The following is a 26825-nucleotide window of genomic DNA, read 5'->3' as shown; positions in this document are numbered from 1 at the left end:
GGCAGAATACCCTCGATCATGCGGTCCCCGCTCCGGCGGATGGCAGGATCTGCCGCAGCAAGCCCATGGGATGTCCGCGTCGCCGCCATTCGCGCGGGTAGCCGATCGAGACCTCCTCGAACCGCACGCCGTCGTGCCAGGTCGTCCGAGGAATGTGGAGGTGGCCGTAGACGACGGCCTCCAGCCGGAAGCGGACATGCCAGCGGGCGGTCAACTCGGTGCCGCACCACTGGGCAAACTGCGGCCGCCACAGGGTTTTCGTGAGGTCGGGCAGCAGGGGCCAGTGCCCGGCGACCACCAGGGGTATCGCCGGGTCGTGCTCGGCGAGTCGCCGCTCGGTCTCAGCGACCCTCGCAGAGCACCAATCCTCGATCGACGGGTAGGGGTCGGGGTGCAGCAGGAATTCGTCCGTGCAGACGACCCCGGCCTCGTAGGCCAGTTCCAACGACTGCTTCTTGCTCATCGACCGCGGCCGCCGGAACGTGTAGTCATACAGCGTGAAGATGGGCGCGACCGCGACAGGCCCGCCGGGCCCCTGCCACATCAGGAACGGATCCTCCGGTGTAACGACTCCCAGGTCCCGGCAGAGCTCCACCAGGAAGCGGTAACGGGCCTCGCCGCGGAGTTGGACCGGGTCCTCGCGTGGAGTCCAGAGCTCGTGGTTGCCAGGTGTCCAGATCACCCGCTCGAACCGTTCCGCGAGCAGTCGGAGCGCCCACGCCACGTCGTCGCTCCGCTCGGCCACATCGCCCGCGACGATGAGCCAGTCCGCCGCGGCCTCCGGCCGGAGGGATTCGACGATGCGCCGGTTGTCGGCCACGCCGGCATGGAGGTCGCTGGTCGCGAGGAGGCGACCTTGTGCTCCGGCCATCAGGCGGTGTTCCTGTCCGGCTCGTCGAAGGCCAGGCTGGAAGGCAGGTCCTGCCGGTGGCGGACATCCAGTTTTCGGTAGACCCGAGTCAGATGCTGCTCGACGGTGCTCACCGTGATGAACAGCTGGTCGGCGATGTCGCGGTTGGAGTGGCCCTGCGCCGCGAGCGCGCCGACCCGCCGCTCCGCCTCGGTCAGGGATCCGATCACCTCGGTCGTGGTCAGGTCGTCCGGGCCCGAGGAGAGCATTCGGTCGTGCGCGGAGGGGAACAGCGATCTGCACAGAGCCGCCGCCCCGCAGTCCTTGGCGATCCGCCAGGCACGGCGGGCGTAGATCCGTCCCCGCGCAGGATCGCCGAGCCCCCGGTGCAGGCTGCTCAAGTCGGCGAGGACGAGTGCCATCTCGTAACGGTTGCCGCTTGCCTGGAGCAGTTCCAGTGCCTCCGCCAGCAGCTTCTGCTGCCGGCTGGGGGGCGCGGTCATTGCCAGGACCCGGAGCGCTGCACCCCGCACGCCGGACTGGTTCGAGTTGGTCATCGTGAGATGTTCCTCAATGAGCTGTACCGCCCGTTCGCGGTTGTTCATCCGTAACCAGGTCTCGGCGGCCCCGATGCGCCAGGTCACCAGCGCGGTGGAGTCGATTCCCCAGGATCTGATTCGCTCGCCGCAGCTGAGGAAATCCGCGAGCGCTGCCTGCAAGTGGCCCTGCGCCAGGTGGTAGCGGCCGCAGGCAACCAGGTAGTGCAGGCCGAAACGAGTTTCGAAGAGGCGCTCCGGCACCGGTTGGAGGACTAATTTCTCGGCCGTCTGGTAGTCGCCCTTGTTGATGGCCGCGTCGATCCCGGTGGCCAGCGGCAGCCCGATGCCGACCCCCCAACCCAACGCCGACGTCAGACGCAGCGCCTCGTCGACCAGCTGGGAGGCCGTGGGCAGATCGCCCCGCCGTAGCGCGACCTGCCCACGCAGCGCGCACAACACCGCCTGCCAGGTCGGGGCCTTGCGGTCCGCCGCCTCGCTCCCCAGCCGCTCGCACCACGAGTCGGCGAGATCCAGCCGCCCCGCGTACAGCAGGGCCGAGATAGCGGCGGTCAACGACTCGAGGGTCTTGTCACCGATGCGCACCCGCTGGAGCACCTGCTCAGCCGTGGCCACGGCCGTGTCGATCTGATTGCCCTGGACGACGGAGGCCAGCGCCCAGAGCGCGGCATACCCCGAATGGTCGGGAACGGACGGTGAGGTGGGAGGGTGCGCCGGGATACTCTCGATCAGGCCGCCGATCCGGGTGGCCACTCCGGGATAGTTGCACTGGATCCACAGGAGCATCGCGTCGCGAGTAAGCTTCAGGGCCGGGTCGGTCGGCCCTGAGGCCTCGACGAACTCCAGCGCGGAGACGGCTTCCTTCTCGAGACCATGCCAGAGCATGCCAGGCACCATGGCCAGCAAACGGGCAGAGGGCAGCCTGCCCTGGCTGATGGGCTCGGCCAGCGCGCTGAGCTTCCGGGCCGCGACCTCCGGCTTGACCCGCCACACGGACGTGGCCAGTTCGGTGTTGATGATCAGGCGCTCCCGCTCGTCCGCCGCGTGCTCCTCCGCGACTCGCAGGCACTTCAGGGCCAGTGACACCTGGTCGGTCCGCAGAGCCTCGCGGCCCGCCTCGATGAGCACCTGGGTAGCCCAGGGCCTGCTGAGTTTCCCCGCAGCGAGCAGGTGGTGGGCGAGGACCAGATTAGGGGCGCCCTCCTCGTGCAGGAGTACGGCCGCCCGGTGATGGAGCTCGGCCGCCTCGTCGGTGGACAGGTTGTCAAGCACGGCGGCTCGGACCTGCGGATGGTGAAAGCCGCGATCGGAGAGGATGCCGGAGTCGGTGAGCGCCTGGATCAGCCGCTTCGTGATGCGTGTCTCCAGACCGGTGAGCCTGCTGAGCAGTTCGACGGACACGTTGCCGCCCAGCACCGCCATGGCTCCCGCAGTCCGCAACCCTGCGGTGCCGCTGCTGTGGATGCAGGCGAGTGCCGCGTAGAGGAAGGAGTCGCCGACTGAGTTCGCTGCCCTCGCCGAGACCGGGTCTTGGAGCAGTGCCTTGGCCAGCAGCGGGTTGCCGCCGGTGAGTGCGACGACCTCATCGACGTCACGCCGCTCCCCTCCCTGTTGGAACCGGATCAGCTGGCAGACGCCCTCCCTGCTGAGCGAGCCCACGGTGACCCGGTTGATCCGCGGCTGGAACAGCAGTTCGCCGAGTGGCGTGGTGGCGTCAATGCCGAACTGCGCGCCATGAGTGACCATCACGGTGACAGGGGAGCCCTGGAAGCGCCGGTAGAGATAGAGGAGACTGCGCAGCGAAGGCTCGTCGGCGTGCTGGATGTCGTCGATGGCCAGCAACACCGGCCCGCTGGCCGCGATCGTGGCCAGCACCTCGTGGTAGAAGCGCAGCAGTTCGGGAGAAGGCCAGGTGTCACCGCGCGCCGGGCGCAGCGCGTCGGGCATGAGCGGAAGCTCACCGGCGAGCGCTAGGTCACGGAAGAGTTGATCGATCATGGCATACGGCAGCGACTGTTCCAGGGTGGAGCAGCTTGCGCTGATCACACGGAAGCCGGCGTCTCTGGCACGCCGGGCGGCCTCCTCAAGGAGTTCGGTCTTGCCGCATCCGATACCTCCGGTGATGAGACCGATACATCCGAAGGAGAGACCTTGATTTGAAAAAGAAGTACTGAGCTCCGCAATTTGGACTTCTCGTTCGACTAACAAGTCTTGAGTGTCCTTCCCCGAGCAAGCCTGACGTGCACCCCGTGGCTTGATAATGGCGATGGCAATTGCTTATGGCGGGAGAATTTTTTCCGATCCCGGCCATGGGCAGACGCGATATTGTGTCTCGCGAGGCAAAGGACAAAGCAAGCCTTAACCTCTGCGAGACAAGATATCGCTCTGATTGGAACAAACAAGGCTCTTCGCAGTCGAGTGGAATTCGAGCCACTCGTTTACCCGACCGCGTCGCGACCTTTTCGTGCTGGGCGACAGCAGGTGCCTCCGGCCTGCTGAAATGCCATACAAAGGGCCGATGATACCCGATCGCCTGGCAGCATAATGGGATCGACACACTTTTATATCCAGTTGCGAAGAGCGGAAACATGCTATTCGGAGCGGCAGGGCTCCCATCCGTATGTCGCGGACGCGCAGGCGACTCAATGCGACTCTTCGCAGCTGTGCAGATTATGTAATCACTTGGTTGCAAAACTTCGTCACAGACTCGTTGCGGCGAGTGACGAGAAGTGCCCTGACCTGATGAAATGTCAAGCAGGGCGATCTATGGTGCCCCGATCACTCCTTGCAGAAGATGGTGAAGCCAACACGCTTTCTGCCTAGTTGCGAAGAGCCCCCAATGCTACAGGCGGTGCAATTCGGAATAGGTTCGACTACTCAGGGACCGCACCATTCGAAAGTCGAATACCGGGCCCTGGTTCATCGACCCCAAGTTCAGTGAACTTGAATTCAGAGTCTGGCGAGGACGCTTCCTCCTGTCAAGGGGCCGGTCGGATGAGCGCACAAGTCGGCGCGGTACGCATTCAACCCCGGTGCATTCGGGTGCGGAGTGATCGCGGAGCGTGATCGTCTTCTGCCGTGACAGATCATGGCGCCAGTGGAGGATCAGACGGATGCGGGGTCGGGTGGCATCCAGAGGTGGCCGAGGTGGGTGTCGCGTTCGGCCTGATTGTGCTGGTGGGTGGCACTCGGAGATGATGGTCGCAGCGCGGCACGTCGCCTTCACGGTCGCGGAGCACCTCAGGAAGGACCCACCCGAGTGGCTGGGTGACGGTGTCGGCGGGCCCGGGGATCCCGGGCGGTTCGGCCGGGCCGACCCGGACGCCGTGCTGAAAGCCGCGGATCCACATGTCCCGGTGCCCGAGTCGAGGGTGTCTTTGCCCTGGTCGCGAGCCAGATCGGCGGTGCCCGCTCTGGCGGCTCATTCTTTGGCTGCGTCTTGCGGGCCGGGCGTCAGCGGAGGGTGGTGTCCCCGAGTTCCCGCTCTTCCGCGAGATCATCTGTTCCAGCCGGGCGACCCGCTCGCGCAACCCCGCGTTTTCGGCCTCCAGCTTGTCCAGCGCTGCGACCCGCTCACGCGACACACGGTCGATCCAACTACGCCATCGTCTTCCGCTGGGCCTCGGTCGCAACCATCTGCCGGACCATCGGCGCGGCCGGCTTGTCATATCCCGGGCGACGCTCCGGAGTCTTCGGCATCCGAAGACCATCCCACCGTTCGCGCGGCATTCACGTCACTATTATCACGAGCTTCTGAATGGTTACTTTTCAAGAGCCCGGTGTGAGCCGGTGGTCGCGACGCTCAGCCCGGCAGTTTTCGAGAGCCGTCCTCGTTCCGCCATCGTGCCGCAGAATCCTTCTCGTCGGTTCACGTGTGCTCGTGATTCACATCTGGGCGTCTTGAGCCGCTGCCGAATAGGGGAGCAGGATATCGGTGAGGACGTTCACGACCTCGGACAGGCGGTCATCGAAGAAGAAGTGGCCGCCGGCGAATATGCGAAGGTCGAATTCGGCCACCGTGTGCGCCTGCCAGGCGCGCGCTTCGTCGATGGTGGTGCGCGGATCATGGTCACCCACCAGCGCCGTGATCGGGCAGGCGACGACCGAGTTCGGTACGGCCTGATAGGTCTCCAGGGCCTGATAGTCCGCGCGCAGGACAGGCATAATCATTTCGATCAGTTCTGGGTCCTGGAGGAAGGTCGGATCTGTTCCGTTGAGTAGCCGCAACTCGTTCGCCACGCCGGCGTCATCCAGCCGATGGACGCTCTCGGCCCGGGTCGTGGAGGGCGCCCTGCGGCCAGAGGCGATCAGCATCCCGGGGCTTCGGGCGCCGCGCCGCCGCATGGACAGAGCCAATTCAAATGCGACCACGGCTCCCATGCTGTGGCCAAGCAGGACGTACGGCCGGTCCTGCCGGTCGGCCAGCAACTCGGCCAGAGCCTCCGCAAGCGCGCGCACTTCGGTGAAAGCGGGTTCCCGTCGCCGCTCTTGGCGTCCTGGATATTGTGCGGCTAACACCTCGATCCAGGGTGGCAATGCGGCGGACAGCCGGAAGAACCCACTCGCCGACCCACCGGCGTGCGGAAGACATATGAGGCGGACGTCGGCGCCGTCGTGGTGGAATGATTTGAACCATTGATCGAAGAAGTCCGGCGAGCCTGTCAATTTTTACCCCAACCTCTGACAGATGTTACATGGAGACCTTACTTGACTGAAGCGCATACAGAACCCCTGAGAGGATAATCGGGTGCCCCATGATGGGAGCGATTACCCCGACACCGACCCCTATTTCTGGAGAAACAGCTGTTCACATCTCCTACAGAGATGGGACGTTCCGGTGAGACTGCCTTAATTCCACGCTATAAGGATTGATTGAGCTTTACGATAATTCGGTGGGTGCCTGTCTGTCTGAGATCGTGAGCTCAGCGAGGGCGCTGGAGGAAGGGGTTCGGGGAGGCGGCGGCCTTGGAGGAGCCCGGTCTGATACGGCAGCTGTAGATCATGATCTTTGCTGTGAGTACTCAGGTGATCGCTGCCGCTGTCTCCTGGTTCCAGTGGCGGGACAGGCCTTGGCGCGGAAACGATGTCGGCGGCGCCGACCAGCGCAGGGCATGGTCGGCCTCGGTGTTCTGCTGGGGCGGGAGCAGGACGAGGATGCGCAGGAATTTGGGCAGTTCACGGTAGCTGACCGGGACCGGTTCCACTGGCTGCCCGGCAGCGCCGGGCTTGGTGGCCCGGCCGGCCTGTACTACATGCATAAATCTTGAGGGAGTGGGTCGCCGCGGCGGCGGTAGTGGCTGATCGGGGCGCGGGTCTGGTGGAGTTCGTCGTTGAGATGGCGTGGGTGTGACGCAGAGAGGGGGAGACGCCGAGGGCGGAGTTTCAGGCGATCTTCCTCATCTCGATGAACGGCAGCGGCGGCTGCTGATGAGGGCTGAAGCTCGTGCACGCTAGATGGAGCGAATGCGCTTGCTCGCCGTCAGCGGCCGTCACCGTCGGAGGGCACTGCTGAGCGCCAGTCGGCCGGCGGCCCGGTCAGGCCGTAGAGCAGCAGATCCGTGACCGTGTCGATGGCCTCATCGTCGGACAGCTCCGGCGTGATCGGGTCGCCGCCCTCCAGTAGCCACACCCGGCAGAACTGTTCGAGCAGCGCGAGCACCGCCGAGGCGAGTACGGCGGACCGGCCCGCGAGCGGGACTCCTTTGGCGCGCATGTCGTCCAGGTGGGCGCGCAGCATCGCGGTCTCCTCGTAGCGAAGCTCCAGCATGCGCTGGGCGAAGGCCTCGCTGCTCAGCGCCGCCTGCTGCAACGCGATGAGTACCGGCCGGCGCCGCCCGTAGGTGCCCCACACGACGGCGACGTGCCAGCGCAGGTGTTCGCGGTTGGTGAGATCGTGCACCATGGTGTGGGCGGTGAGCTCGTCGCCCATCTCCTCGATCCAGTCGGCAAGCAGCGCCTCCAGCAGCGCCTCCTTGTGCGGGAAGTGGCTGTAGAACGAGCCCGCGGACCGGTTGGCCTCCGTGGTGATGTCGGTGACCTTGGCGTTGATGTAGCCGGAGCGTTCGAAGACCCGCAACGCCGCAGCCTTCAGCGCGGCCTCGGTCGCGGCGGCCTTGGCCTTCCTGGTGCCGCCGGCCGGCGGGCCCTGCCTCGTCTCCGCCCCGACCTGCGTAGACCGGACCGGTGTCATTTCGGCCATCGATACTCCTTTAGCGCCGGACGGCGCGTCGTCCTCCCACCGGGGAGGCTATCACCGAAATCTGTAACTGCGTTCATTGAATCTAGATTCAATGAGACAGATTCGTTAAGGATCACTATAGAGCGAGCGCGGCGCCTGCCATCCTTTAGCTATGGGCGATACGTGGCGTAGTGACCGTTGGCGTTGGAGCTGATCACCGGTCGGTGACGATCGTCTGATGCGGGCGGTGATCGGAAGATGGCAAAGCTCCTGGTGGGACGTGGATTGTCAAGATCCTGACGCTCGGACCAGGGGCTTTGTTGCCACGGTTCGGCACGTCAACATCATGCTCGTCCACGTCTCCACGCCCATGTCCGCTGTGGCAACGCCACCGGAAGGTGATTCAGGAGGCGCAGGTGCCCCGGTCGCTGTTGTGGCGGCCGCCGGCGGCGGGCCCGGGCGGTGTTGACGGCCAGGCTGTGGCGGCGTACTAGTTCGTTACGCACCATGGTCGGTCCTCGGCTGTGATATTGATGGCAGTTGTTTGTCGGAGTTTGAGGAAGAACCGGCGGGCGCATAAAGCCCTGACAGATGCCGCTTCGCAATACCCGGGACTCAACCCCTAAGCACCCCTATATCGCGGCCGTCGCCGCCCACCGAACCCGGATACCCATATCCGGCTAAGGGTCGTTAAGGTACCCATTGGGACTAGGGGTGGTCATCGTACGCCGGGGGACGGCCCGCATTCACACCCCGGGAGTACATGTCCTTTCGGGAATTGGAGAAGTTAGATGGCGAGTCTCACGCCGATCGTGGACAGCGCGGTCGACACAACATCCAACTATCCTAAAGAGGCGCCGAAGCGCACTTTTGGACTTGCCGGTTTAAAGCCGAAAATCCTCGGCGTCGGCACGGCGGTTCCGGATAGCTCCTACACGCAAGAGGAACTGCTCGACAAATTCCGGGTGGCGGATCCAAAGGTTCGTTCGGTCTTTTTGAACAGCGCCATCGAAAGGCGTTATCTGACGTTGCCCCCGGAGGGGCCGGAGGGAATCCGGCAGCCGGAGAGCCAGGGGCAGCTGCTGGCCAAGCACCGCATGCAGGGGCTGGACATGGGAAACCGCGCCCTCAACGAGTGTCTGAAGGAGGCCGGGGCCGAGGCCACCGACATTCGGTACCTGGTGTGCGTCTCCTCCACCGGTTTTCTGACGCCCGGCTTCACGGCGCTCATGATCCGCGAGCTAGGCCTCGACCCGAGTTGCGCGCGGCTCGACGTAGTCGGAATGGGATGCAATGCCGGGCTCAACGGGCTCACCGCAGTCGCTGGATGGGCGGCCGCGCACCCCGGCGACCTAGCCGTGTTGGTCTGCACCGAAGCGTGCTCGGCAGCCTATGTGTTCGATGGCACGATGCGCACATCTGTGGTCAACAGCCTGTTCGGAGACGGGTCGGCGGCGCTGGCGGTCCGTGCGGGAGAGGCGCCGGACGGTTCCTGCGCGGATCTCCCGGAACTGCTGGACTTCGCCAGTTGCATGATTCCCGAGGCAATCGACGCGATGCGTTTCGAGTGGGACGACGAGGCGGTCAAGTTCAGCTTCTTCCTGGACCGCGAGGTTCCCTATGTCATCGGCGCACATGCCGAGGGCGTAATAAGCCGGCTGCTCGCAGGAAATGGCCTTCGCTGTTCCGATATAACGCATTGGATCGTGCATTCCGGTGGCAAGAAGGTGGTGGACTCGGTCCGCGTCAACCTGGGTCTGACCGTGCATGATCTACGGCACACCACCGATGTTCTCCGGGATTTCGGAAATCTATCGAGCGGCTCTTTCCTTTTCTCCTACCAACGGCTGCGCAACGAGGGCGTCGTACGGCCCGGCGACCATGCCGTATTCATGACCATGGGCCCGGGGTCGACGATCGAAACCGCGCTTGTCCGATGCTGAGCACCCGTCGACCGAACAAAAAGCCTGAGAGAAAGAGGTAAACAGTATGTCGCCCGTCTATTCCTCCGGCGTGGTTGCGGACATCATCGATCTACGCCTTCAGCTGGACGATCCTTACTGGTCGTCCGACGACATCATCTTCAAGGTTTCCGAGCTCTGTGACCGGGCCGAGGACTCCGCTGTCCCGCGCCCGGTCGTGCTTGAACTGGCCGGCCCCGACCCGGACGCGCAGGCGGTCACGGGATGGACCAAGGATGTGAGTGTCACCCTGGTCAACAAGTGGGAGCGGGTGGTGCGCAGGCTCGAGTGGCTCGGCGTTCCCACCATCGCGCTGGTCTCCGGCGAGTGCTCGGGCCAGTCGCTGGATCTGCTCCTGGCCACCGACTACCGAATCGGCGCGCCGGACGTTCGGCTGGGGGTGGCGCGGAGCGAAGGGATGCTCTGGCCCGGGATGGCGCTGCACCGGCTGGTGCAGCAGTTCGGCATGGCGACCGCTCGGCGGATGGCGCTGTTCGGCCGGCGCCTGACCGCGCGGGAGGCCCTGGAGCTCGGCCTGCTCGATGAGGTGACCGAGGACACGGCCGCCGCGGCCGCCGTGGTGGTCGGCCAGGCCGGTGAACTCGCCGGTACCGAGCTGGCGGTGCGGCGCAGACTACTGCTGGAGGCCGTGGTCAGCAGCTACGAGGAGGCGCTCGGGGGGCACCTGTCCGCCGTCGACCGCACTCTACGGAAGGGCCGAGCCGACGACTGCGAGGAGCCCCGATGACCGCCGGCGTGGAACTCGCCGTACCGGCCTGGTCTGGTTCGCTCGCCGCCGACGCGGAACATCTGGCCGCCGTCGCCGGGGCCGCCGACCAGATGCTGGCGGAGCTGCCCGTGAAACCCGCCCGGGACCGGGACCAGGCCGCGCGGGCAGAGGAGATCCACCGCGTCGCGAGGCAGGCGCGCGCCGCCTTCCTCGCCGAGCACGTCGACCAGGTCTACACAGAACTCACCGACGGCCTGCGCCGACGGCCACGGGTCACCGAGCTGGCGCTGACGGCCGCGGATCTGTTCCCCGGTCTGACCCCGACAAGCGAGCAACTGGCCGAGGAGGCGGAGCTCACCCAGGCCGAGAAGGAGGGCCGGGAGATCGACCAGGGGGTGTTCCTCTCCGCGGTGCTCCGGTCCCCCACCGCGGGCAGGCACCTCATGGAGAGCATGCTCATGCCGACGACCCGCGCGCTGGATCTACTCGACGCCTTCACCGCCGAGGGGCTGGTGGAGCTCGGCGCGGTGCGCATGGAGCGCAGCGACGGCACGACCCAGCTCACCGTCCACAACGCACACTGCCTAAACGCCGAGGACAACGAGCTCATCGCGGACATGGAGACCGCCGTGGACCTCGTGCTGCTCGACCCGTGCACGCGGGTCGGGGTGCTGCGCGGCGGGGTCATGACGCACCCGCGCTACGCGGGGCGGCGGGTGTTCAGCGCCGGGATCAACCTCAAGCACCTGCACGAGGGACGGATCTCTTTCACCGGCTTCCTGATGGGCCGGGAGCTCGGCTACATCCACAAGATCTACCGGGGACTGCTGTCTCCCGGCCCCGACACCTGGCCGCACCGGTTCACGCACAAGCCCTGGGTGGCCGCGGTGGACACGTTCGCGATCGGCGGCGGCGCGCAGTTGCTGCTCGTCTTCGATTACGTCCTCGCCGCCTCGGACGCCTACTTCAGCCTGCCCGCCGCCCAGGAGGGCATTGTGCCGGGGGCGGGCAGCTTCCGGATGAGCCGCCACACCGGTGCCCGGCTCACCCGGCAGATCCTGCTCTCCGGTAGCAAGATCTGGGCCTCCAGCGCGGAAGGACGGCTGGTGTTCGACGAGGTGGTCCCAGCGGAGGCCATGGACTCTGCCCTGGAAGTGGTGGTACGTCGACTCGACTCCCCGGCCGTCCAGGCCAACCGCCGTATCCTGCACACCGTCGAGGAGCCGTTCGACGCCTTCCGCGGCTATCTCGCGGAGTTCGCGTTTGAGCAGGCGCTGCGCCTCTACGGCGATGACGTGATCGCCAAGGTGGGGCGCCGGGCGGGCCGGTCCCTATGATGCGCACGCCCGTCGAGGCACTGCTCCACATCCTCCGAGAGGAAGGCGTGGATCGGGTGTTCGGCAATCCGGGGACGACCGAGCTTTCGCTGCTGGAGGCACTGTCGAGCGACCCGCGAATCGAATACGTGCTTGGCGTCCAGGAGGCGTCGGTGGTCGCGATGGCTGACGGGTACGCTCGCGCCACCGGCCGGACGGCGGTCGTCAGCCTGCACGCGGCGGGCGGGACCGCCAACGGCCTCGTCGGGCTGCTGAACGCTCGCCGCTCACGCACGCCGCTGGTCGTCATGGCCGGTCAGCAGGACAGGCGTCACCTGGTCCAGGACCCGATGCTCTCCGCCGACCTCGCCGCGCTCGCCCGACCCGCCGTCAAGGAGTCCTACGAGATCCAGCACGGCCACGACCTGCCCGTGCTGTTCCGCAGGGCCTTCGCCGCGGCGCGCCGGGCACCGGCGGGACCGGTGTTCCTGTCCATCCCCATGGACCTGCTCGCGGAGCGGACACCGGTGGACGTGCCGGCGCGCGGGGACGTCGGGACGCCCGGCCCGGCGGACCCCGGCAACGTGCGCCTAGCGGCGGCGCTGCTCTCCTCGGCCGTCGCACCGGCCATCGTGGCCGGTGACGGCGTCGGCCGGGAGGGCGCGGTGGCCGAGCTTGTCGAGGTCGCGGAGGCGCTCGGCGCCACGGTCTTCCACCAGCCTTTCCACGACGGGGTGGACTTCCCCTTCGCCCACCCGTTGCACGCCGGAATGCTCGGTGCGACCAACGCGGCCGTACGGCAGGCGCTGACGGGGCACGACGCGGTACTGATCGTCGGATGCCACGCCTTCACCCCGCACCACTACACGCCCGACGTGCCCATCCCCGACGGCGTCAGGGTCGTGCAACTCGACAGCGACCCGGCGGAGATCGGGCGGAACTTCCCGGCCACGGTCGCCATGGTCGGCGCCATCCGGCCCAGCCTCGCCGTCCTCGCCGACGGCCTCCGCCCCGACCACGACGCGGCACGGCGGCGGTTCGATGCGGCGTCCGAGCGGGCCACCCGCCGGAACGCGGAACTCGCGAGCTTTGCCGCGGGTCCTGCCTCGAGCCCTCCAGGCGGTACCCGGCTGGATCCGCTGGCGGCCGTCTGCGCGATCGCCGCCGCGCTGCCCGACGACGCCATCGTCGTGGAGGAGGCGATCACCTCCGGTGTGCTGCTCCGCAAAGCGCTGCGGCTCAACCGGCCCGGGTCGTACGTCCATACGGTCGGCGGTGGCCTCGGCCACGGGATCGGCGCGGCGGTCGGCTCCGCGCTGGGCGCGCCGGGGCGTCCGGTCGTCGCGGTCCTCGGCGACGGCTGCACCCTGTTTGGCCTCCAGGGCCTGTGGAGCGCAGCCAGACTGGGGGTTCCCGTGACGTTCGTGGTGATGAACAACGGTGAGTACCGAACGCTCAAGGACACCCTCGACGCCTGGCACGAGGACGCGCCCGGGCGGAGCGCCGCCTACGCCAGCCTCGACCTCGCGCCGCCGCACGTCGACTTCCTGGCCGCCGCGCAGACGTTCGGGGTCCCGGCCGTGCGCGTCGGGTCGCTCACCGAACTCGCCGAGACGGTCGCAAAGGCGACCGCGGCCCAGGGACCGCTGCTGGTGGAGGTCCCGATCGCCGGGCACGCCAAGGCACCGCTGAATCCGGAGGAGTAGACATGGTTTCTCTGTTGCTTCCTGAGACCCTCGATGGGGTGATCAGCTCCGGCGGCTGGCGGCGACCGGGCGGCGGCTCGGCCGATGCCGTGGAACCGGCCACTGGTCAGGTCCTGGCCAAGGTCGGGCTCGCCGACCCTGACGACGTACGCCGCGCCACGAGGCTCGCCGCCGCCGCGCAACGGCAGTGGGCGGCGGCCGGGCACCGGGACCGGATTCGCGTGCTGCGCGATGCCGCCGGCCTGTTGCGCGTCCACCGGGACGAGTTCACCGAGTGGCTGGTGCGGGAGAGCGGCTCCACCCGGGGCAAGGCGGCGTTCGAGATCGAGTCCGTGCTCGACGAGCTCTATGTGGCGGCGGGCCTGCCCGGCCAGTCGCCGGGTCATCTCCTTCCGCCGACGCCGGGCAGGCGCAGTGTGGCGCACCGGACGCCGATCGGCGTGGTCGGCGTGATCAGCCCGTGGAACGTCCCCCTTGTCCTGTCGATGCGCGCGGTCGCGCCCGCTCTGGCGCTCGGCAACGCGGTGGTGCTCAAGCCCGACCCGCGGACCGCGGTCTGCGGCGGCCTGCTGATCGCCCGGCTCTTCGAGGAGGCGGGGCTGCCGGACAACGTCTTGCACGTTCTTCCAGGAACGGCCGTCGCCGGTGCGGCGCTGGTCGAAGACCCCGCCGTGGGGATGATCGCGTTCACCGGGTCAACCGCTGTCGGCCGGGCCATCGGCGAGCGGGCGGGACGGGCGCTCAAGCGCACCTCGCTGGAGCTCGGAGGGAACAACGCCTTGCTCGTCCTCGCCGACGCCGACATCGCGACCGCAGCGGCGATCGGCGCGTTCAGCTCGTTCTTCCACCAGGGGCAGGTGTGCATGGCCGCCGGTCGGCACATCGTCCTTGACGCGGTGGCCGACTCCTACGCCGAACTGCTGACTCGCCGAGCGAATGAGATCACCGTCGGCGACCCGTGGCGCGAGGAGGTGAGCCTCGGCCCGCTCATCGACACCGGACAGCTCAAGCGGGTCAGTGACATCGTGGCCGAGTCGGTGACGGGCGGGGCGCGGCTACTGGCCGGCGGGACGCACCGGCACCTGTACTACGCGCCGACGGTCCTCGACGGGGTGACGCCCGAGATGCCCGCCTTCCGGGAGGAGATCTTCGGCCCGGTCGCGCCAATCGTCCGGGTCCGGGACGAGGAGGAAGCGATCGAGGTCGCGAACACCGACGAGCACGGGCTGGTCGCCGCGATCGTCACCGGCGCTCCCGAGCGGGCCGAGTCGCTGGCCGACCGGCTCCGGGTCGGCATCGTGCACATCAACGATCCGATCATTGAGGACGACGCGTACGTCCCGTTCGGCGGGCTCGGCGCCTCCGGCAACGGAAGCAGGCACGGCGCACTCCACCATTGGGACGAGTTCACCGAATGGCGTTGGATCACGACGCGGGACACGGCGGTATCTCCGGCGTTCTGAGTTACTCCGAGACCTTTCGAAGGTGATGAGATGACAGCTGTCCAGGAAAACGCTTCGTTCACCCCCGCGCTGAATGCGCCCGAACAGTGGGACGTAGCCGAGAGCGAGCTGGAACCGGACGTGCGAGCCGCCGTCGGCGCCCTCCGGGAACGGCGTGAGCAGGCCCGGCGCGGCCCGAGCGACCGGGCCACCGAACAGCAGCGCGCGCGGGGCAAACTGACCGTCCGCGAGCGCATCGCTCTGCTCTTCGACGACGGCGAGTTCATCGAGATCGATGGGCTGCGCCGGCACCGGGCCAGCGGCTTCGGCATCGAGGACCGCCGTCCCTATACCGACGGGGTCGTGACCGGATGGGGGCCGGTGCACGGGCGGACGGTCTTCGTCTACGCGCACGACTTCCGGATCTTCGGCGGTGCGCTGGGCGAGGCGCACGCGGCGAAGATCCACAAGTTGATGGACCTGGCCGCGGCCGCGGGCGCCCCGATCGTCGGGCTGTGCGACGGCGCGGGGGCCCGCATCCAGGAGGGCGTCTCCGCGCTCGCCGGGTACGGCGGGATCTTCCAGCGCAACGTCCGCAACTCCGGGGTCATCCCGCAGATCAGCGTCATACTTGGCCCCTGCGCCGGCGGCGCGGCCTATTCCCCCGCGCTGACCGACTTCGTCTTCATGATCCGCAACACCTCGCAGATGTTCATCACCGGGCCCGACGTGATCCAGGCCGTCACCGGCGAGACCATCACCCACGACGACCTCGGCGGTGCCGACGTGCACGCCACAACCTCGGGCGTCGCGGCCTTCGTCCACGACGACGAGGCCCAGTGCCTGGAGGAGGTCCGCTACCTCCTCTCGCTGCTGCCGTCGAACAACCGCGAGCAGCCCCCCGCGCTGCCGCCCGGCGATCCGGCGGACCGCCCCACCGACCGGCTCCTCGACCTCGTCCCCGCCGACTCCCGCCGCTCCTACGACATGCGCCATGTGATCGAGGAGATCGTGGACGACGGTGACTTCACCGAGGTGCACGAGCGGTGGGCGGAGAACCTCATCTGCGGTCTGGCCCGGCTCGGCGGCCAGGTGACCGGGATCGTCGCCAATCAGCCGGCCAGGCTCGCAGGGGCCCTCGATATCGAGGCCAGCGAGAAGGGCGCACGGTTCGTCGCGATGTGCGACGCGTTCAACATCCCGTTGGTGACGCTCGTCGACGTGCCAGGGTTCCTGCCCGGCGTCGAGCAGGAGCACGGCGGGATCATCCGGCACGGCGCGAAGCTGCTGTACGCCTACTGCAACGCGACCGTGCCCCGGATCCAGGTCATCCTCCGCAAAGCGTACGGCGGCGCGTACATTGTCATGGACTCTCGGTCGGTCGGGGCGGACCTGTCCTTCGCCTGGCCGACCAACGAGATCGCGGTGATGGGCGCGGAGGGCGCCACCAACATCATCTTCCGGCGGGAGATCGCGGCCGCGGAGGACCCGGAGCGGATGCGGCGGCACCGGGCCGCCGAGTACCGGGAGCAGCTCATGCACCCCTACTACGCCGCCGAACGGGGTCTCGTGGACGACGTCATCGAGCCCGGCGAGACCCGGGCTCGGCTCATCGCGGCACTGTCCATGCTCAGTGCCAAGAACGCCTCCCTGCCCAGCCGCAAGCACGGGAACCAGCCGCAGTGAATCCATTACTCCCCGAGCCCTCGACGATCCAGATCGTCCGGGGGAATCCGGACCCCCACGAATTGGCCGCGCTCACCGTCGTGCTCGCCACGGTGCTGGCCACCGGCTTCCCCGAGGACGACGACCCGCCCGCCACCGTGGCCAGCCGTTGGGCCGCCCCGTTCCTCTCGGCCCCCGCCCTTTCATGGGCGGCCCGGCCCCATCCCGCGTGGCGACCGCTCTTTTGAGCGCGGCCGCCACATCGCACGGAGCATCGACAGGAAGGAGGCTGCGGTGGCACTGCACAAGGTTCTCGTCGCCAATCGCGGCGAGATCGCGGTCCGGGTGATCCGGGCCTGCCACGACGCCGGGATCAGAAGCGTAGCTGTGTACGCCGAACCGGATCGCGACGCCGTCCACGTCCGAGCGGCCGACGAGGCGTTCGCACTGGGAGGCGACACTCCGGCGGCCAGCTACCTGGACATCGCCAAGGTGCTCCGGGCCGCTGCCGACTCCGGTGCCGACGCGGTCCACCCGGGTTACGGATTCCTCTCCGAGAACGGAGACTTCGCCCAGGCGATACTGGACTCCGGGCTGATCTGGATCGGGCCGCCGCCGCAGGCGATCCGCGACCTGGGCGACAAGGTCGCGGCCCGGCGGATCGCCGAGCGGGCCGGGGCACCGCTGGTCGACGGCACCCCGGGCCCGGTGGCCGACGCCGCGGAGGTGGTGGCGTTCGCCGAGAGGCACGGGCTGCCCGTCGCCATCAAGGCCGCGTTCGGCGGCGGTGGACGCGGCCTAAAGGTGGCGCGGACCCTGGACGAGGTGCCTGTGCTCTTCGAGTCCGCCGTGCGGGAGGCCGTCTCCGCCTTCGGGCGAGGTGAATGCTTCGTGGAGCGCTACCTCGACCGGGCGCGGCACGTGGAGACGCAGTGCCTGGCCGACGCTCACGGCAACGTCGTTGTGGTCTCCACGCGCGACTGCTCTCTCCAGCGGCGGCACCAGAAGCTCGTCGAGGAGGCTCCGGCTCCCTTTCTGACGACGGAGCAGACCCGGCGGCTGTATGACGCCTCGAAGGCCATCCTCCGGGAAGCCGGGTATGTCGGCGCGGGCACCGTGGAGTTCCTTGTGGGCGCCGACGGGACGATGTCGTTCCTGGAGGTCAACACCCGGCTCCAGGTGGAACACCCGGTCACCGAGGAGGTGACCGGAATCGACCTCGTGCTCGAGCAGCTGCGCATCGCCGATGGCGAGGCCCTCGGCTACGACGATCCCGAGGTGCGCGGGCACTCTCTGGAGTTCCGCATCAACGGAGAGGACCCCGGCCGGAGCTTCTTTCCGGCTCCCGGCGTGGTGACCGTCTTCGCGCCGCCGTCGGGCCCGGGAGTACGGCTGGACTCCGGGGTGGAGAGCGGCAGCGTGATCGGACCGGCCTGGGACTCGCTCCTGGCCAAGCTGATCGTCACCGGCGCCACCCGCGAGCAGGCGCTGCGGCGGGCGGCCAGGGCGCTGGCCGAGTTCCGGGTCGAGGGGATGGCCACCACGCTTCCCTTCCATCGGGCCGTGGTGGCGGATCCGTCCTTCGCCCCCGAGCTGAAGGGCTCGGCGGGCCCCTTCTCGGTCCACACCCAGTGGATCGAGACCGAGTTCGTCAACACCATCCCGCAGTTCGCCGGAAACCCTGAGGCGGGCCCCGCCAACCCCACCGACCAGTACGAACGCGGGACCGTCGTGGTGGAGGTGGGCGGTCGTCGCCTGGAGGTCTCGGTGCCGGCCGGTCTCGGCCTCCGCCCGGCGCGAACCGCGGGACCGGCCGCGGTACGGCCCAGGCGGCGGGACCTCCGGAAGGCCGCGACCGCGGAGTCCGGCGAGACGCTCGCCGCGCCGATGCAAGGCACGGTCGTGAAGGTCGCCGTCGAGGAGGGACAGCTCGTCCAGGAAGGTGACCTCGTGGTCGTCCTGGAGGCGATGAAGATGGAGCAGCCGCTCACCGCGCACCGGACCGGCACGGTCCGCGGCCTCGCCGTCGAGGTCGGGGCCTCGGTCGGGACGGGCTTTGCCGTCTGCGCCATTACCGAGGGAGCCGACGTTGCGAGTCCGGTATGAGAAGCGCGAGCACGTGGCCCACGTGACCTTCGACCGTCCCGAGGTCCTCAACGCCATGGATCTGGCCACGCACGAGGAGCTGGCCCGGGTATGGGACGACTTCGAGGCCGACGACGACCTGTGGGTCGCCGTGCTCACCGGAGCCGGGAATCGTGCCTTCAGCGTCGGGCAGGACCTCAAGGAGCTCGCGGTCCAGAACGAGAACGGCACCGCCCGGCCGTCGACCTTCGGCAGCCGGGGGAAGCCTGGCTGGCCACGCCTCACCGAGCGCTTCTCGCTCGCCAAGCCGGTCATCGCCAGGGTCAATGGTCACGCGCTGGGCGGCGGGTTCGAAATCGCCCTGGCCTGCGACCTCATCATCGCCGCGGAACACGCTACCTTCGGGCTGCCCGAGGCCCGGCTCGGCCTCATCCCGGGGGCCGGCGGCGTCTTCCGCCTCACCCGGCAGCTCCCCTACCGGACCGCGATGGGGCTGCTCATCACCGGACGCCGCCTTTCGGCCGCGCAGGCTCTGGAGTACGGCCTGGTGAACGAGGTCGTGCCAGGCGAGGAGCTGGATGCCTGCGTGGACTCCTGGGTAGCCGACGTGCTCAGCTGCGCGCCCCTCTCCGTACGAGCGGTGAAGGAAGCGGCGCAGACGTCCGCCGGTCTGCCGCTGGAGCGGGCCTTCGCCACCCGGTACATCTGGGAGGAGCGCCGGATGCACAGTGAGGACGCGCTCGAAGGCCCGCGCGCGTTCGCGGAGAAGCGCCCACCGCGGTGGCTGGGACGTTGAGCGGGTCGCGCCTAGGGGATGAGCACCTGGCGTCGGCCGTCCCGGTCGCCCCGCCGCCAGGCCTCCTCCACCTCTGCCAATGGGACCTCCTCCACGGCGATCTTGATCGCGCCGGAGGCCGCGAACTCGCAGAGTTTGCCGAATGCCTCGGTTCGCACCTCCATCGGGACGAATCCTCCCGAGCCCGTCAGCGTCACCGGGACGCTGCGCAGTGCGTCGGCGGGCAGTTCGAGCGTAGGTCCGGCGATGTCCCCGACCTGGACGATCCGGGTCTCGTGCTCGACCGCCTTGAACTCGTGCAGGGTGATGGCGGCAAGCAGGGCCTCCATGGGCGGTCCCCACAGGTAGTCGACGACGACCTGGAAGCCGTCCTTGCCCGCCTCGGCGGCGAAGGCGGACACCAGCTCGTCCTTGGGCCGGTCCAACGAGATCAGCGAGTCGGCGCCGAGCTCGGTCAGCGACTCCAGTGCCTGCGGGTTGCGCCCGGCGGCGACCACGCGCCCGGCACCCAGGAGACGCGCCATCTGGACCGCGAGCCGGCCGGTCACCCCTGTCGCGCCGATGACGAGCACCGTCTCGCCCGCGGCGAGCCGCCCGCGCCAGGCGAGCGGGAGGTAGGCCGCCATGCCGGGGTTGATCAACGCCGCAGCCTCCGCGTCCGAGAGCTGGCTGGGCATCGGGGCGAGCATCCAGTTCGGCACGACGGTGCGCTCCGCCATCGATCCGTATGGGGCCCGCGGGAGCGCGAAGTAGTACCGGCCACCGTCCGGGCTGATCCCGACGCCGTCGAGGCCGCAGACCAGCGGCAGGTCACCCGGGTTGCCGCTGGTGTAGTGGTCGCCCGTCGCACGCACCCGATCCACCCGGTGGAGGGCGGCTGCGCGGACCTCGATCAGAGACTCTCCTTCGCCCGCAACAGGGTCGGAGAATTCCGCCGAGCGGGGCAACGTGCCAAACGCGTTGAGTACGGCCGCATGCATGTCTGAACCACCTGAGCCTCTCGAATGAAACTGAATCAATCTTCAGCGAATCTCGATTCGCTGATACGGTGTTCAGTGTGCAGTCGGGTGATCCCACGTGTCAAGCGGGACGGCGCCTTGACCGCATCGTTCTTCCGCTCATCAGCCCAGAGCCAATGGAAAGGCAGATCCCGGCACTATGGACTCGATCTCTACCGCCCAGAAGTGGGGCACGATGGCGATCGCCGCAGTCGGCGGCCTCGTCCTCTCCATCGACTTGACCGTGCTGCACCTGGCGATTCCCCGGCTGGTCACCGACCTTCATCCGTCGGCCACCCAGATACTCTGGATCGCAGACGGCTACGCCTTCGCGATCGCCGCCCTCCTGATCACAATGGGCTGGCTCGGAGACCACATCGGGCGCAAGCGCCTCCTCCTCATCGGGGTCGGCGCGATCGCCGTCACCTCGACGCTGACGGCCTACGCGCCGAACGCCGAGTTGCTGATCGTGGCCCGGGTGCTGCTCGGCGCGGCGGGCGCAACGTTCATGCCGTCCGCGCTGGGGCTGATCCGCAACGTTTTCCGGGCCCACAAGGAGCGTGCCATGGCGGTCGGCATGTTCACCGGGGTCAGCGCCCTGGGCGTGGGCATGGGCCCGCTGGTCGGCGGCGCGCTGCTGGACCACTTCTGGTGGGGTTCGGTCTTCCTGTGCAACGTGCCGGTCATGCTTGTGATGTTCGTCGCCGGAGTGCTGCTGCTCCCCGAGTCGCGCGACCCGGGATCCAGGACGCTTGACTTCCCCAGCGTCGCGCTCTCCGCCGCCGGGGTGGTCGGCTGCATCTGGGCGATCAAGGAGATGGCCGCCAACGGGGTCGAGGTGACGCGGTTGGTCGTCGGCATCGTCGGGGCAGTGCTGCTGGTCATGTTCGTCCGCCGGCAGAGCCGACTGGCCGACCCGCTGATCGACTTCCGGCTATTCCGGATCCGGGCGTACTCCGGCTCGATCGTCGTCAACATGATCGCGATGTTCTCGATTATCGCGCAGTCCCTGATGTTCGCGCAGTTCTGGCAGCTGGTCCTCGACTGGTCGCCCTGGCAGGCGGGCCTGGCCGGACTGCCCAGCGCGGTCGGCGGAATGATCGGCGGTGCGGCACTCGCCCCGCTCCTGATCAACTTGTTGGGCCGAGCCAGGGCGATAACCGTCGGATTGGTCATCGGCGCCGGCGCGTTCGGGGCCTCCGCCGTTCTGCTTGACCAGCAGATCAACTATGTGCTGGTCTTTGCGGCGATCATGCTGACCGGGCTGGGCATGTCGATCACGCTCGCCATCACCTCCGACACCATCCTCGCGACGGTACCCAAGACCCAGGCGGGGTCGGCGTCCGCGGCCTCGGAGACCGCATCACAGCTGGGCGCCGCGCTGGGCATCGCTTTGCTCGGGTCGGTGGTGAACGCGGTCTACCGGAGCGAGGTCTCCGTACCGTCCGGAATCACTGGGGACCCGGCCGCGCGGATCGGGGGCTCGCTGGCCGGAGCCGTCGAGGCGGCGGCCGAACTCCCCGCCGATCTCGCCGGGCAGGCCGTCGCCGCAGCCCGGTCGGCCTTCGTGGACGCCCTGCACATCAACCTTTACTGCAGCGTCGCGCTCGCCCTGGCCGCCGCGGCCGTCGCGCTACTGACCTTGGGCTCCGTACCAAAGATCATTTCAGACGACGCCGAGGGCCAGAGCGAAGAGGAAGCGCAGGGAGAGCAGGCCGCCGCCGGCCCGCTGCGGCGGCACGATCAGGTCTCCTGACGGCACCGAGCGAAGTCGGGCCGCCCATCACATCTTGAGGAATCGTCAATACGCCCGGATCAAGATCATTAGGTGGCTACCGGCTGCCTCTCGGTGATAGGGGATTGTCGGCGAGCAGCTCGTCCAGGTCGTTGACCACCTTGGCGAACCGCCCTGGGGTATTCGGCGCCGGAGGCGGCCTGGAAGTCCTTGACCGAGGCCTGGGCGTGCTCCTTGTCTTCGGCGTTCCGGATTTCGGCCGGATGCTTCTTGGCGGCCGAGTGAGCCGACCTCGGCAGCGCCCCACAGAACATTCGGCCTACCTGCGCCGCTTCGACCAAGAGTATTTCCATCGGTTCGCGAAGGCCTGATCGGGCACGGCCCGCGCGCGCCTTTCCTCGGCGCGGTTACCGGCCGGTGGATGGATCTGATCACGGTCGCCTGTGCACAGCTTCGGCCGGCCGGCACGTTGGCGATCTTCGCCGTTGCCGGCAGCCGCGGCTCGAACCTGGAACGCCCCCGGGAAATAGGCCGAAGGCCAAGCAGCCGCCCTATCGGCAGGCCACACCCGGCGCCAACGAACATACAGAGTGATCGCACGGATTTGAATCGCAACCTTGGATAAATGGCAAAAGGGGGATTTGATGCTATTCCGCGTCGATATGTAGGGGTGCTGAGGGGTTGTGGCTCAGGGGTCGGATACAGCCTATTGATTAGGGGTTACCTGCGCCGACCGCCGTGACCAAGACTGCAAGCACGGTGTCTTCTAGAGCTGGATCACGCCGATTGCGTGATTGGCAGATCCGAGCTCCGGCGGGGAGTACGCAAGTGCGCAGTGAACTGGTACGGCCGCTGGCTGAACTTCTTCGTTCCCATGCCGTGTGCCGCGGCGACAAGCTCGCCTATCGTGATCATCGGCGTGACGTCACGTACGCCGAACTCGAACGGAACACCGCACGGCTCGCCGGTCACCTGGCGAGTCTGGGTGTCGAACGTGGTGACCGCGTGCTCATCTGCCTCGGCAACAGCGTGGAGGTCCCGGAGAGCTATCTGGCTGTCCTGCGGGCCGCCGCGGTCGCCATCCCCGTTGATCCGCACAGTTCGCCGGATGAGCTGACGCACGTCCTCCGTGACAGCGCCGCCAACGCCGTCATCACGGACCGCCCGCGGGCGGAGCGGCTCGCGGCTGTGCTGGATCGCTGCGGTGCGTCCGGAACACCTCTCGTCGTCGTCGACGATTCTGCCGCGGAATACCCTTACGCGGACCTCATCGGGACCGAACCGCCATATCCGGCCCGGGACGACCTGGGGCTGGACGAGATCGCATGGTCGCTCTACACGTCGGGAACCACGGGCGAACCCAAGGGGGTGCTGGCGACCCAGCGCAACGCGCTCTGGTCGGTCGCGGCGTGCTACGCGCCCCAGCTCGGCCTTTCCGAAAACGAGCTGTTGCTGTGGCCGTTGCCGCTGTACCACAGCCTCGCTCACGTGCTGTGCGTGGTCGGCGTCGTCGCCACCGGTGCCACTGCCCATATTCTCCCTGGTTATTCGGCGGCTGACGTTCTCGGCGCGATGCGCGCCGAGCCTTTCACCATGCTCGCCGGCGTGCCCACGATGTACCGTCACCTCCTGGAGGCCGCCGCGGACGGGATGCACGCGCCGGCGCTTCGCGCGTGCCTCGTGACCGGTGCGGTAACCACTCCCGACCTCCGGCTCGCGTTCGAAGAGACCTTCGGAATACCCCTCCTCGACAGCTACGGAAGCACCGAAACGTCCGGAGCGATCACCATGACGGCGCCCGGCGGCGCTCCTCAAGGCAGCTGCGGAATCCCTGTGCCGGGTCTCGCGGTCCGCTTGGTCGATCCCGAGAGCCGACGTGACGTGGTCACCCCTGGCACTGAGGGAGAGGTCTGGGTCAGCGGGCCCAACGTCATGGCCGGTTACCACAATCGTCCGGACGCGACCGCGGAGGCGCTCCAGGACGGCTGGTATCGCACGGGCGACGTGGCGCGTCGTGATGAGCTCGGCTTCCTCACCATCACGGGCAGACTCAAGGAGCTGATCATCCGTGGCGGCGAGAACATTCATCCAGGCGAGATCGAGAAGGCCTTGCTCGGCGCGCCTGGCGTCAGCGACGTCATCGTGGCGGGACGACTGGACGACCGGCTGGGCGAAGTCCCGGTCGCCTACGTGGTGCCCGCGCCAGACGGCGATCCGGACGGACGAGTGCTCCTTGACCTGTGCCGCCGGCGGCTTGCACCGCACAAGGTGCCCGCTGAGATCTACGCCATCGACGCGGTCCCGCGGACCGGTTCCGGTAAGCCGATGCGACGCGCACTGGCCGGAAAGAAGGCGGACCTGCTGATCTCCGATGCGGAGATCTCCGTTCCCGTCGACACCGGGGAAAACGACGTTCCCGCGGTCCGTGCCGGGCTTCTCGCGAGCCTGGGGCGGCTGCTTGCCTACAGCGATCGGCTTTCGGTCGTATCGGACCTGGTCCGGGCCGCCACCGCGGCGGTCAAGGGCCTGAGCGGCCTCGGAGAGGTCGATCCGCTGCGCGACTTCAGGTCCCTTGGCCTCAACTCCATGGCGGCGGTCAGCCTGCGTAACCGGCTGGCCGCTCTCACGGGGCTGGAACTCGCGGTGACGATCGCCTTTGACCACCCCACACCGGCCGAGCTTGCCGCTGAGCTCCTGCATCGCCTTACCGGCGAGCGGGCCGAGGTGAAATCCCGGGAACGGCGCCGGACACGAACCGGGACCTGGTCGGCCGAGCCGGTGGCGATCGTTGGGATGTCGTGCAGGTATCCCGGTGGCGTGCGGTCGCCAGAGGATCTGTGGCGCCTGGTGGAAAACTCGACTGACGCCGTGGGGCCCTTCCCGGCCGACCGCGGATGGGATCTTGCTGCCCTTTACGACGAGGATCCGGAGACGCCAGGTACCTCGTACGTGCGCGAGGGCGGTTTCCTCTACGACGCGGGTGATTTCGACGCGGAGTTCTTCGGCATCTCGCCGCGTGAGGCGCTGGCGATGGATCCGCAGCAGCGGCTGCTGCTGGAGACCTCGTGGGAAGCGATCGAACGTGCCGGAATCGACCCGACCTCGCTGCGCGGATCACGGACCGGAGTCTTCGCGGGGGTCATGTTCCATGACTACGCGACCGGCGGCGTGGACCTGCCGGCTGACCTGGAGGGATACCTAGGTACCGGGAGCGCGGGGAGCGTGGCCTCCGGCCGGGTTTCCTATGTCTTCGGACTGGAGGGTCCGGCGGTGACGGTGGACACGGCGTGTTCGTCGTCGCTGGTGGCGCTGCACCTCGCGGCTCAGGCACTGCGGTCGGGCGAATGTGACCTGGCACTCGCGGGTGGGGTGGCCATCATGTCCACGCCCTCGGCGTTCGTGGAGTTCAGCCGGCAACGGGGGCTGTCAAGAGACGGGCGGTGCAAGCCGTTCGCGGCGGCGGCAGACGGGACGGGCTGGTCGGAGGGCACGGGGATGCTGCTGGTGGAGCGGCTCAGCGATGCGCGCCGGCTGGGCCATCGGGTGCTCGCGGTGGTTCGCGGCACCGCGGTGAACCAGGACGGAGCGAGCAACGGCCTCACAGCTCCGAGCGGCCCCTCCCAGCAGCGCGTCATCCGCCAGGCTCTCGATCAGGCAAGGCTGTCGGGGCGTGACGTCGATGTCGTCGAGGCGCACGGGACGGGGACGACGCTGGGCGATCCGATCGAGGCGCAGGCAGTGATCGCCACCTATGGGCAGGATCGCGACGCCGGCTTGCCGGTGTACTTAGGCTCGCTGAAGTCGAACATCGGCCACGCGCAGGCTGCCGCCGGGGTAGGCGGCGTGATCAAGATGGTGGAGGCGATGCGGCGGGGCGTGGTGCCCGCGACGCTGCACGTTGACGAGCCATCGCCGCACGTGGACTGGTCAGCGGGCTCAGTGGAGCTGGTGACCGAGGCGCGGCCGTGGCCGGCGGCGGAGCGGCCGCGTCGGGCCGCGGTGTCGTCGTTCGGAGTCAGCGGCACCAACGCGCACGTGATTTTGGAAGGTGTACCGGCCGAGGACGAGGCCGAGGGTGACGGTCGCTCTCCGCTTGTTCCGTGGGTGGTGTCCGGGAAGTCCGCGGCGGCCGTGGACGCGATGACATCGCGGGTGCGGGAGTTCGCCAGGCAGGCGCCCGAAGCGCTGAGTGCGGACGTCGGGATGTCACTGGCCTCACGGGCGGTGTTCGGGCATCGGGCGGTTCTGCTTGGGGAACTGCTCGTCAGAGGAACGGCTGAGCCAGGCGACCTGGCCATCCTCTTCACCGGTCAGGGAAGCCAGAGACCCGGCATGGGCCGGGAACTGTACACGGCATTCCCGATCTTCGCCGAGGCCTTCGACGAGGTTGAGCGGCTGACCGGCCTGCCGCTGCAGGAGATGGTCTTCGCTGATCACGCGGACGGCCCGCTCGACCAGACGGGGATCGCGCAGGTTGCGATCTTCGCCGTGGAGGTGGCGCTGTTCCGCCTGACGCAGTGGCTGGGCCTGCGGGCCACCTTCGTCAACGGACATTCGGTCGGGCAGATCGCAGCGGCGCACGCGGCGGGAGTGCTCTCCTTGCCGGACGCGTGTGCGCTGGTGACGGCACGGGCCCGGCTGATGCAGGCGTTGCCGGGCGGCGGGGGAATGGCGGCGGTCGAGCTTCCGGAGGAGGAGGTGGCTGACGCGTTGCCCGACGGGGTGACGATAGCCGCGGTAAACGGCCCCGCTGATGTCGTGATCTCGGGACCAGAGGGCGCCGTTACCGCGCTGGCGGACCGGTGG

18 protein-coding genes (1 of these 18 running past the window's edge) are annotated in these 26825 nt (G+C 68.1%); 11 read left to right on the top strand and 7 right to left on the bottom strand.

Going from position 1 to position 26825, the window contains the following annotated elements; genetic code table 11:
- Positions 1–16 precede the first annotated feature (16 nt).
- From DKM19_RS25965 to DKM19_RS25950, 6 genes are all read right to left on the bottom strand, one after another.
- Positions 17–871: a metallophosphoesterase gene (locus tag DKM19_RS25965; protein WP_110699004.1), complete on the bottom strand. Its 855-nt coding sequence runs from the start codon at positions 869–871 to the stop codon at positions 17–19.
- The gene (locus DKM19_RS25960; protein ID WP_110699003.1) at positions 871–3615 is read right to left on the bottom strand and encodes a LuxR family transcriptional regulator; all 2745 of its coding nucleotides are present in this window, start codon (positions 3613–3615) and stop codon (positions 871–873) included. The genes DKM19_RS25965 and DKM19_RS25960 overlap by 1 nt, the downstream gene beginning before the upstream one ends.
- 878 nt (positions 3616–4493) lie before the next feature.
- Entirely contained in the window at positions 4494–5075 is a 582-nt protein-coding gene (locus tag DKM19_RS53080) for a DUF6444 domain-containing protein (protein ID WP_369986509.1), read from the bottom strand.
- 217 nt (positions 5076–5292) lie between these two features.
- Entirely contained in the window at positions 5293–6072 is a 780-nt protein-coding gene (locus DKM19_RS25955) for a thioesterase II family protein (protein ID WP_110699002.1), read from the bottom strand.
- 356 nt (positions 6073–6428) lie between these two features.
- Positions 6429–6665 (bottom strand): hypothetical protein, encoded by a 237-nt coding sequence (locus tag DKM19_RS49755; RefSeq protein WP_162641759.1) that lies wholly within the window; start codon positions 6663–6665, stop codon positions 6429–6431.
- A 221-nt stretch (positions 6666–6886) separates the two neighbouring features.
- Complete coding sequence (locus DKM19_RS25950) at positions 6887–7606, bottom strand: TetR/AcrR family transcriptional regulator (RefSeq protein WP_110699001.1); 720 nt, start codon at positions 7604–7606, stop codon at positions 6887–6889.
- A gap of 770 nt (positions 7607–8376) precedes the next feature.
- On the opposite strand from DKM19_RS25950, the gene dpgA reads away from it, so the two are divergent.
- Genes dpgA through dpgD form a run of 9 tightly spaced genes read left to right on the top strand, consistent with a single transcriptional unit; the run spans position 8377 to position 19286 of the window.
- Complete coding sequence (dpgA, locus tag DKM19_RS25945; RefSeq protein WP_110699000.1) at positions 8377–9528, top strand: 3,5-dihydroxyphenylacetyl-CoA synthase DpgA; 1152 nt, start codon at positions 8377–8379, stop codon at positions 9526–9528.
- A 46-nt stretch (positions 9529–9574) separates the two neighbouring features.
- On the top strand, positions 9575–10294 hold the full coding sequence (dpgB, locus tag DKM19_RS25940; RefSeq protein ID WP_110698999.1) for an enoyl-CoA-hydratase DpgB: 720 nt from the start codon (positions 9575–9577) through the stop codon (positions 10292–10294).
- On the top strand, positions 10291–11613 hold the full coding sequence (dpgC, locus tag DKM19_RS25935) for a (3,5-dihydroxyphenyl)acetyl-CoA 1,2-dioxygenase DpgC (RefSeq protein WP_239513591.1): 1323 nt from the start codon (positions 10291–10293) through the stop codon (positions 11611–11613). Before dpgB ends, dpgC begins: the two co-directional genes overlap by 4 nt.
- Positions 11610–13298 (top strand): thiamine pyrophosphate-binding protein, encoded by a 1689-nt coding sequence (locus DKM19_RS25930; RefSeq protein ID WP_204358222.1) that lies wholly within the window; start codon positions 11610–11612, stop codon positions 13296–13298. The genes dpgC and DKM19_RS25930 overlap by 4 nt, the downstream gene beginning before the upstream one ends.
- A 2-nt stretch (positions 13299–13300) precedes the next feature.
- Positions 13301–14761, top strand: coding sequence for an aldehyde dehydrogenase family protein (locus DKM19_RS25925; RefSeq protein WP_110698998.1), 1461 nt, complete (start codon positions 13301–13303; stop codon positions 14759–14761).
- Positions 14762–14791: 30 nt separating this feature from the next.
- Positions 14792–16426 (top strand): acyl-CoA carboxylase subunit beta, encoded by a 1635-nt coding sequence (locus DKM19_RS25920; RefSeq protein ID WP_110698997.1) that lies wholly within the window; start codon positions 14792–14794, stop codon positions 16424–16426.
- Positions 16423–16653 carry an acyl-CoA carboxylase subunit epsilon gene (locus DKM19_RS25915; RefSeq protein WP_110698996.1) on the top strand — a complete coding sequence of 77 codons (231 nt, stop codon included), beginning with the start codon at positions 16423–16425 and terminating at the stop codon, positions 16651–16653. The genes DKM19_RS25920 and DKM19_RS25915 overlap by 4 nt, the downstream gene beginning before the upstream one ends.
- Positions 16654–16705: 52 nt before the next feature.
- Positions 16706–18511 carry a biotin carboxylase N-terminal domain-containing protein gene (locus DKM19_RS25910; RefSeq protein WP_110705979.1) on the top strand — a complete coding sequence of 602 codons (1806 nt, stop codon included), beginning with the start codon at positions 16706–16708 and terminating at the stop codon, positions 18509–18511.
- Positions 18495–19286, top strand: a complete 792-nt coding sequence (gene dpgD / locus DKM19_RS25905) for an enoyl-CoA-hydratase DpgD (RefSeq protein WP_110698995.1) — start codon at positions 18495–18497, stop codon at positions 19284–19286. The genes DKM19_RS25910 and dpgD overlap by 17 nt, the downstream gene beginning before the upstream one ends.
- A gap of 11 nt (positions 19287–19297) precedes the next feature.
- Here dpgD and DKM19_RS25900 read toward each other — a convergent pair whose 3' ends face one another.
- Complete coding sequence (locus DKM19_RS25900; RefSeq protein ID WP_110698994.1) at positions 19298–20266, bottom strand: zinc-binding alcohol dehydrogenase family protein; 969 nt, start codon at positions 20264–20266, stop codon at positions 19298–19300.
- Positions 20267–20444: 178 nt separating this feature from the next.
- Between DKM19_RS25900 and DKM19_RS25895 the strand changes: the two genes are divergently transcribed.
- Together DKM19_RS25895 and DKM19_RS52790 are read left to right on the top strand one after the other, a co-directional pair.
- Positions 20445–22040 (top strand): MFS transporter, encoded by a 1596-nt coding sequence (locus DKM19_RS25895; protein WP_110698993.1) that lies wholly within the window; start codon positions 20445–20447, stop codon positions 22038–22040.
- A gap of 807 nt (positions 22041–22847) precedes the next feature.
- Positions 22848–26825: the 5' portion of a type I polyketide synthase gene (locus DKM19_RS52790; protein ID WP_162641758.1), read on the top strand. It continues 8643 nt past the right edge of the window; 3978 of the gene's 12621 nt are visible here — the first part of the coding sequence; it begins with the start codon at positions 22848–22850; its stop codon lies off the right edge, out of view.

The sequence above is a fragment of the Streptosporangium sp. 'caverna' genome (assembly GCF_003203775.1).
Lineage (GTDB): Bacteria > Actinomycetota > Actinomycetes > Streptosporangiales > Streptosporangiaceae > Streptosporangium > Streptosporangium subroseum.
This window is presented reverse-complemented; position numbering and strand designations above follow the sequence as displayed.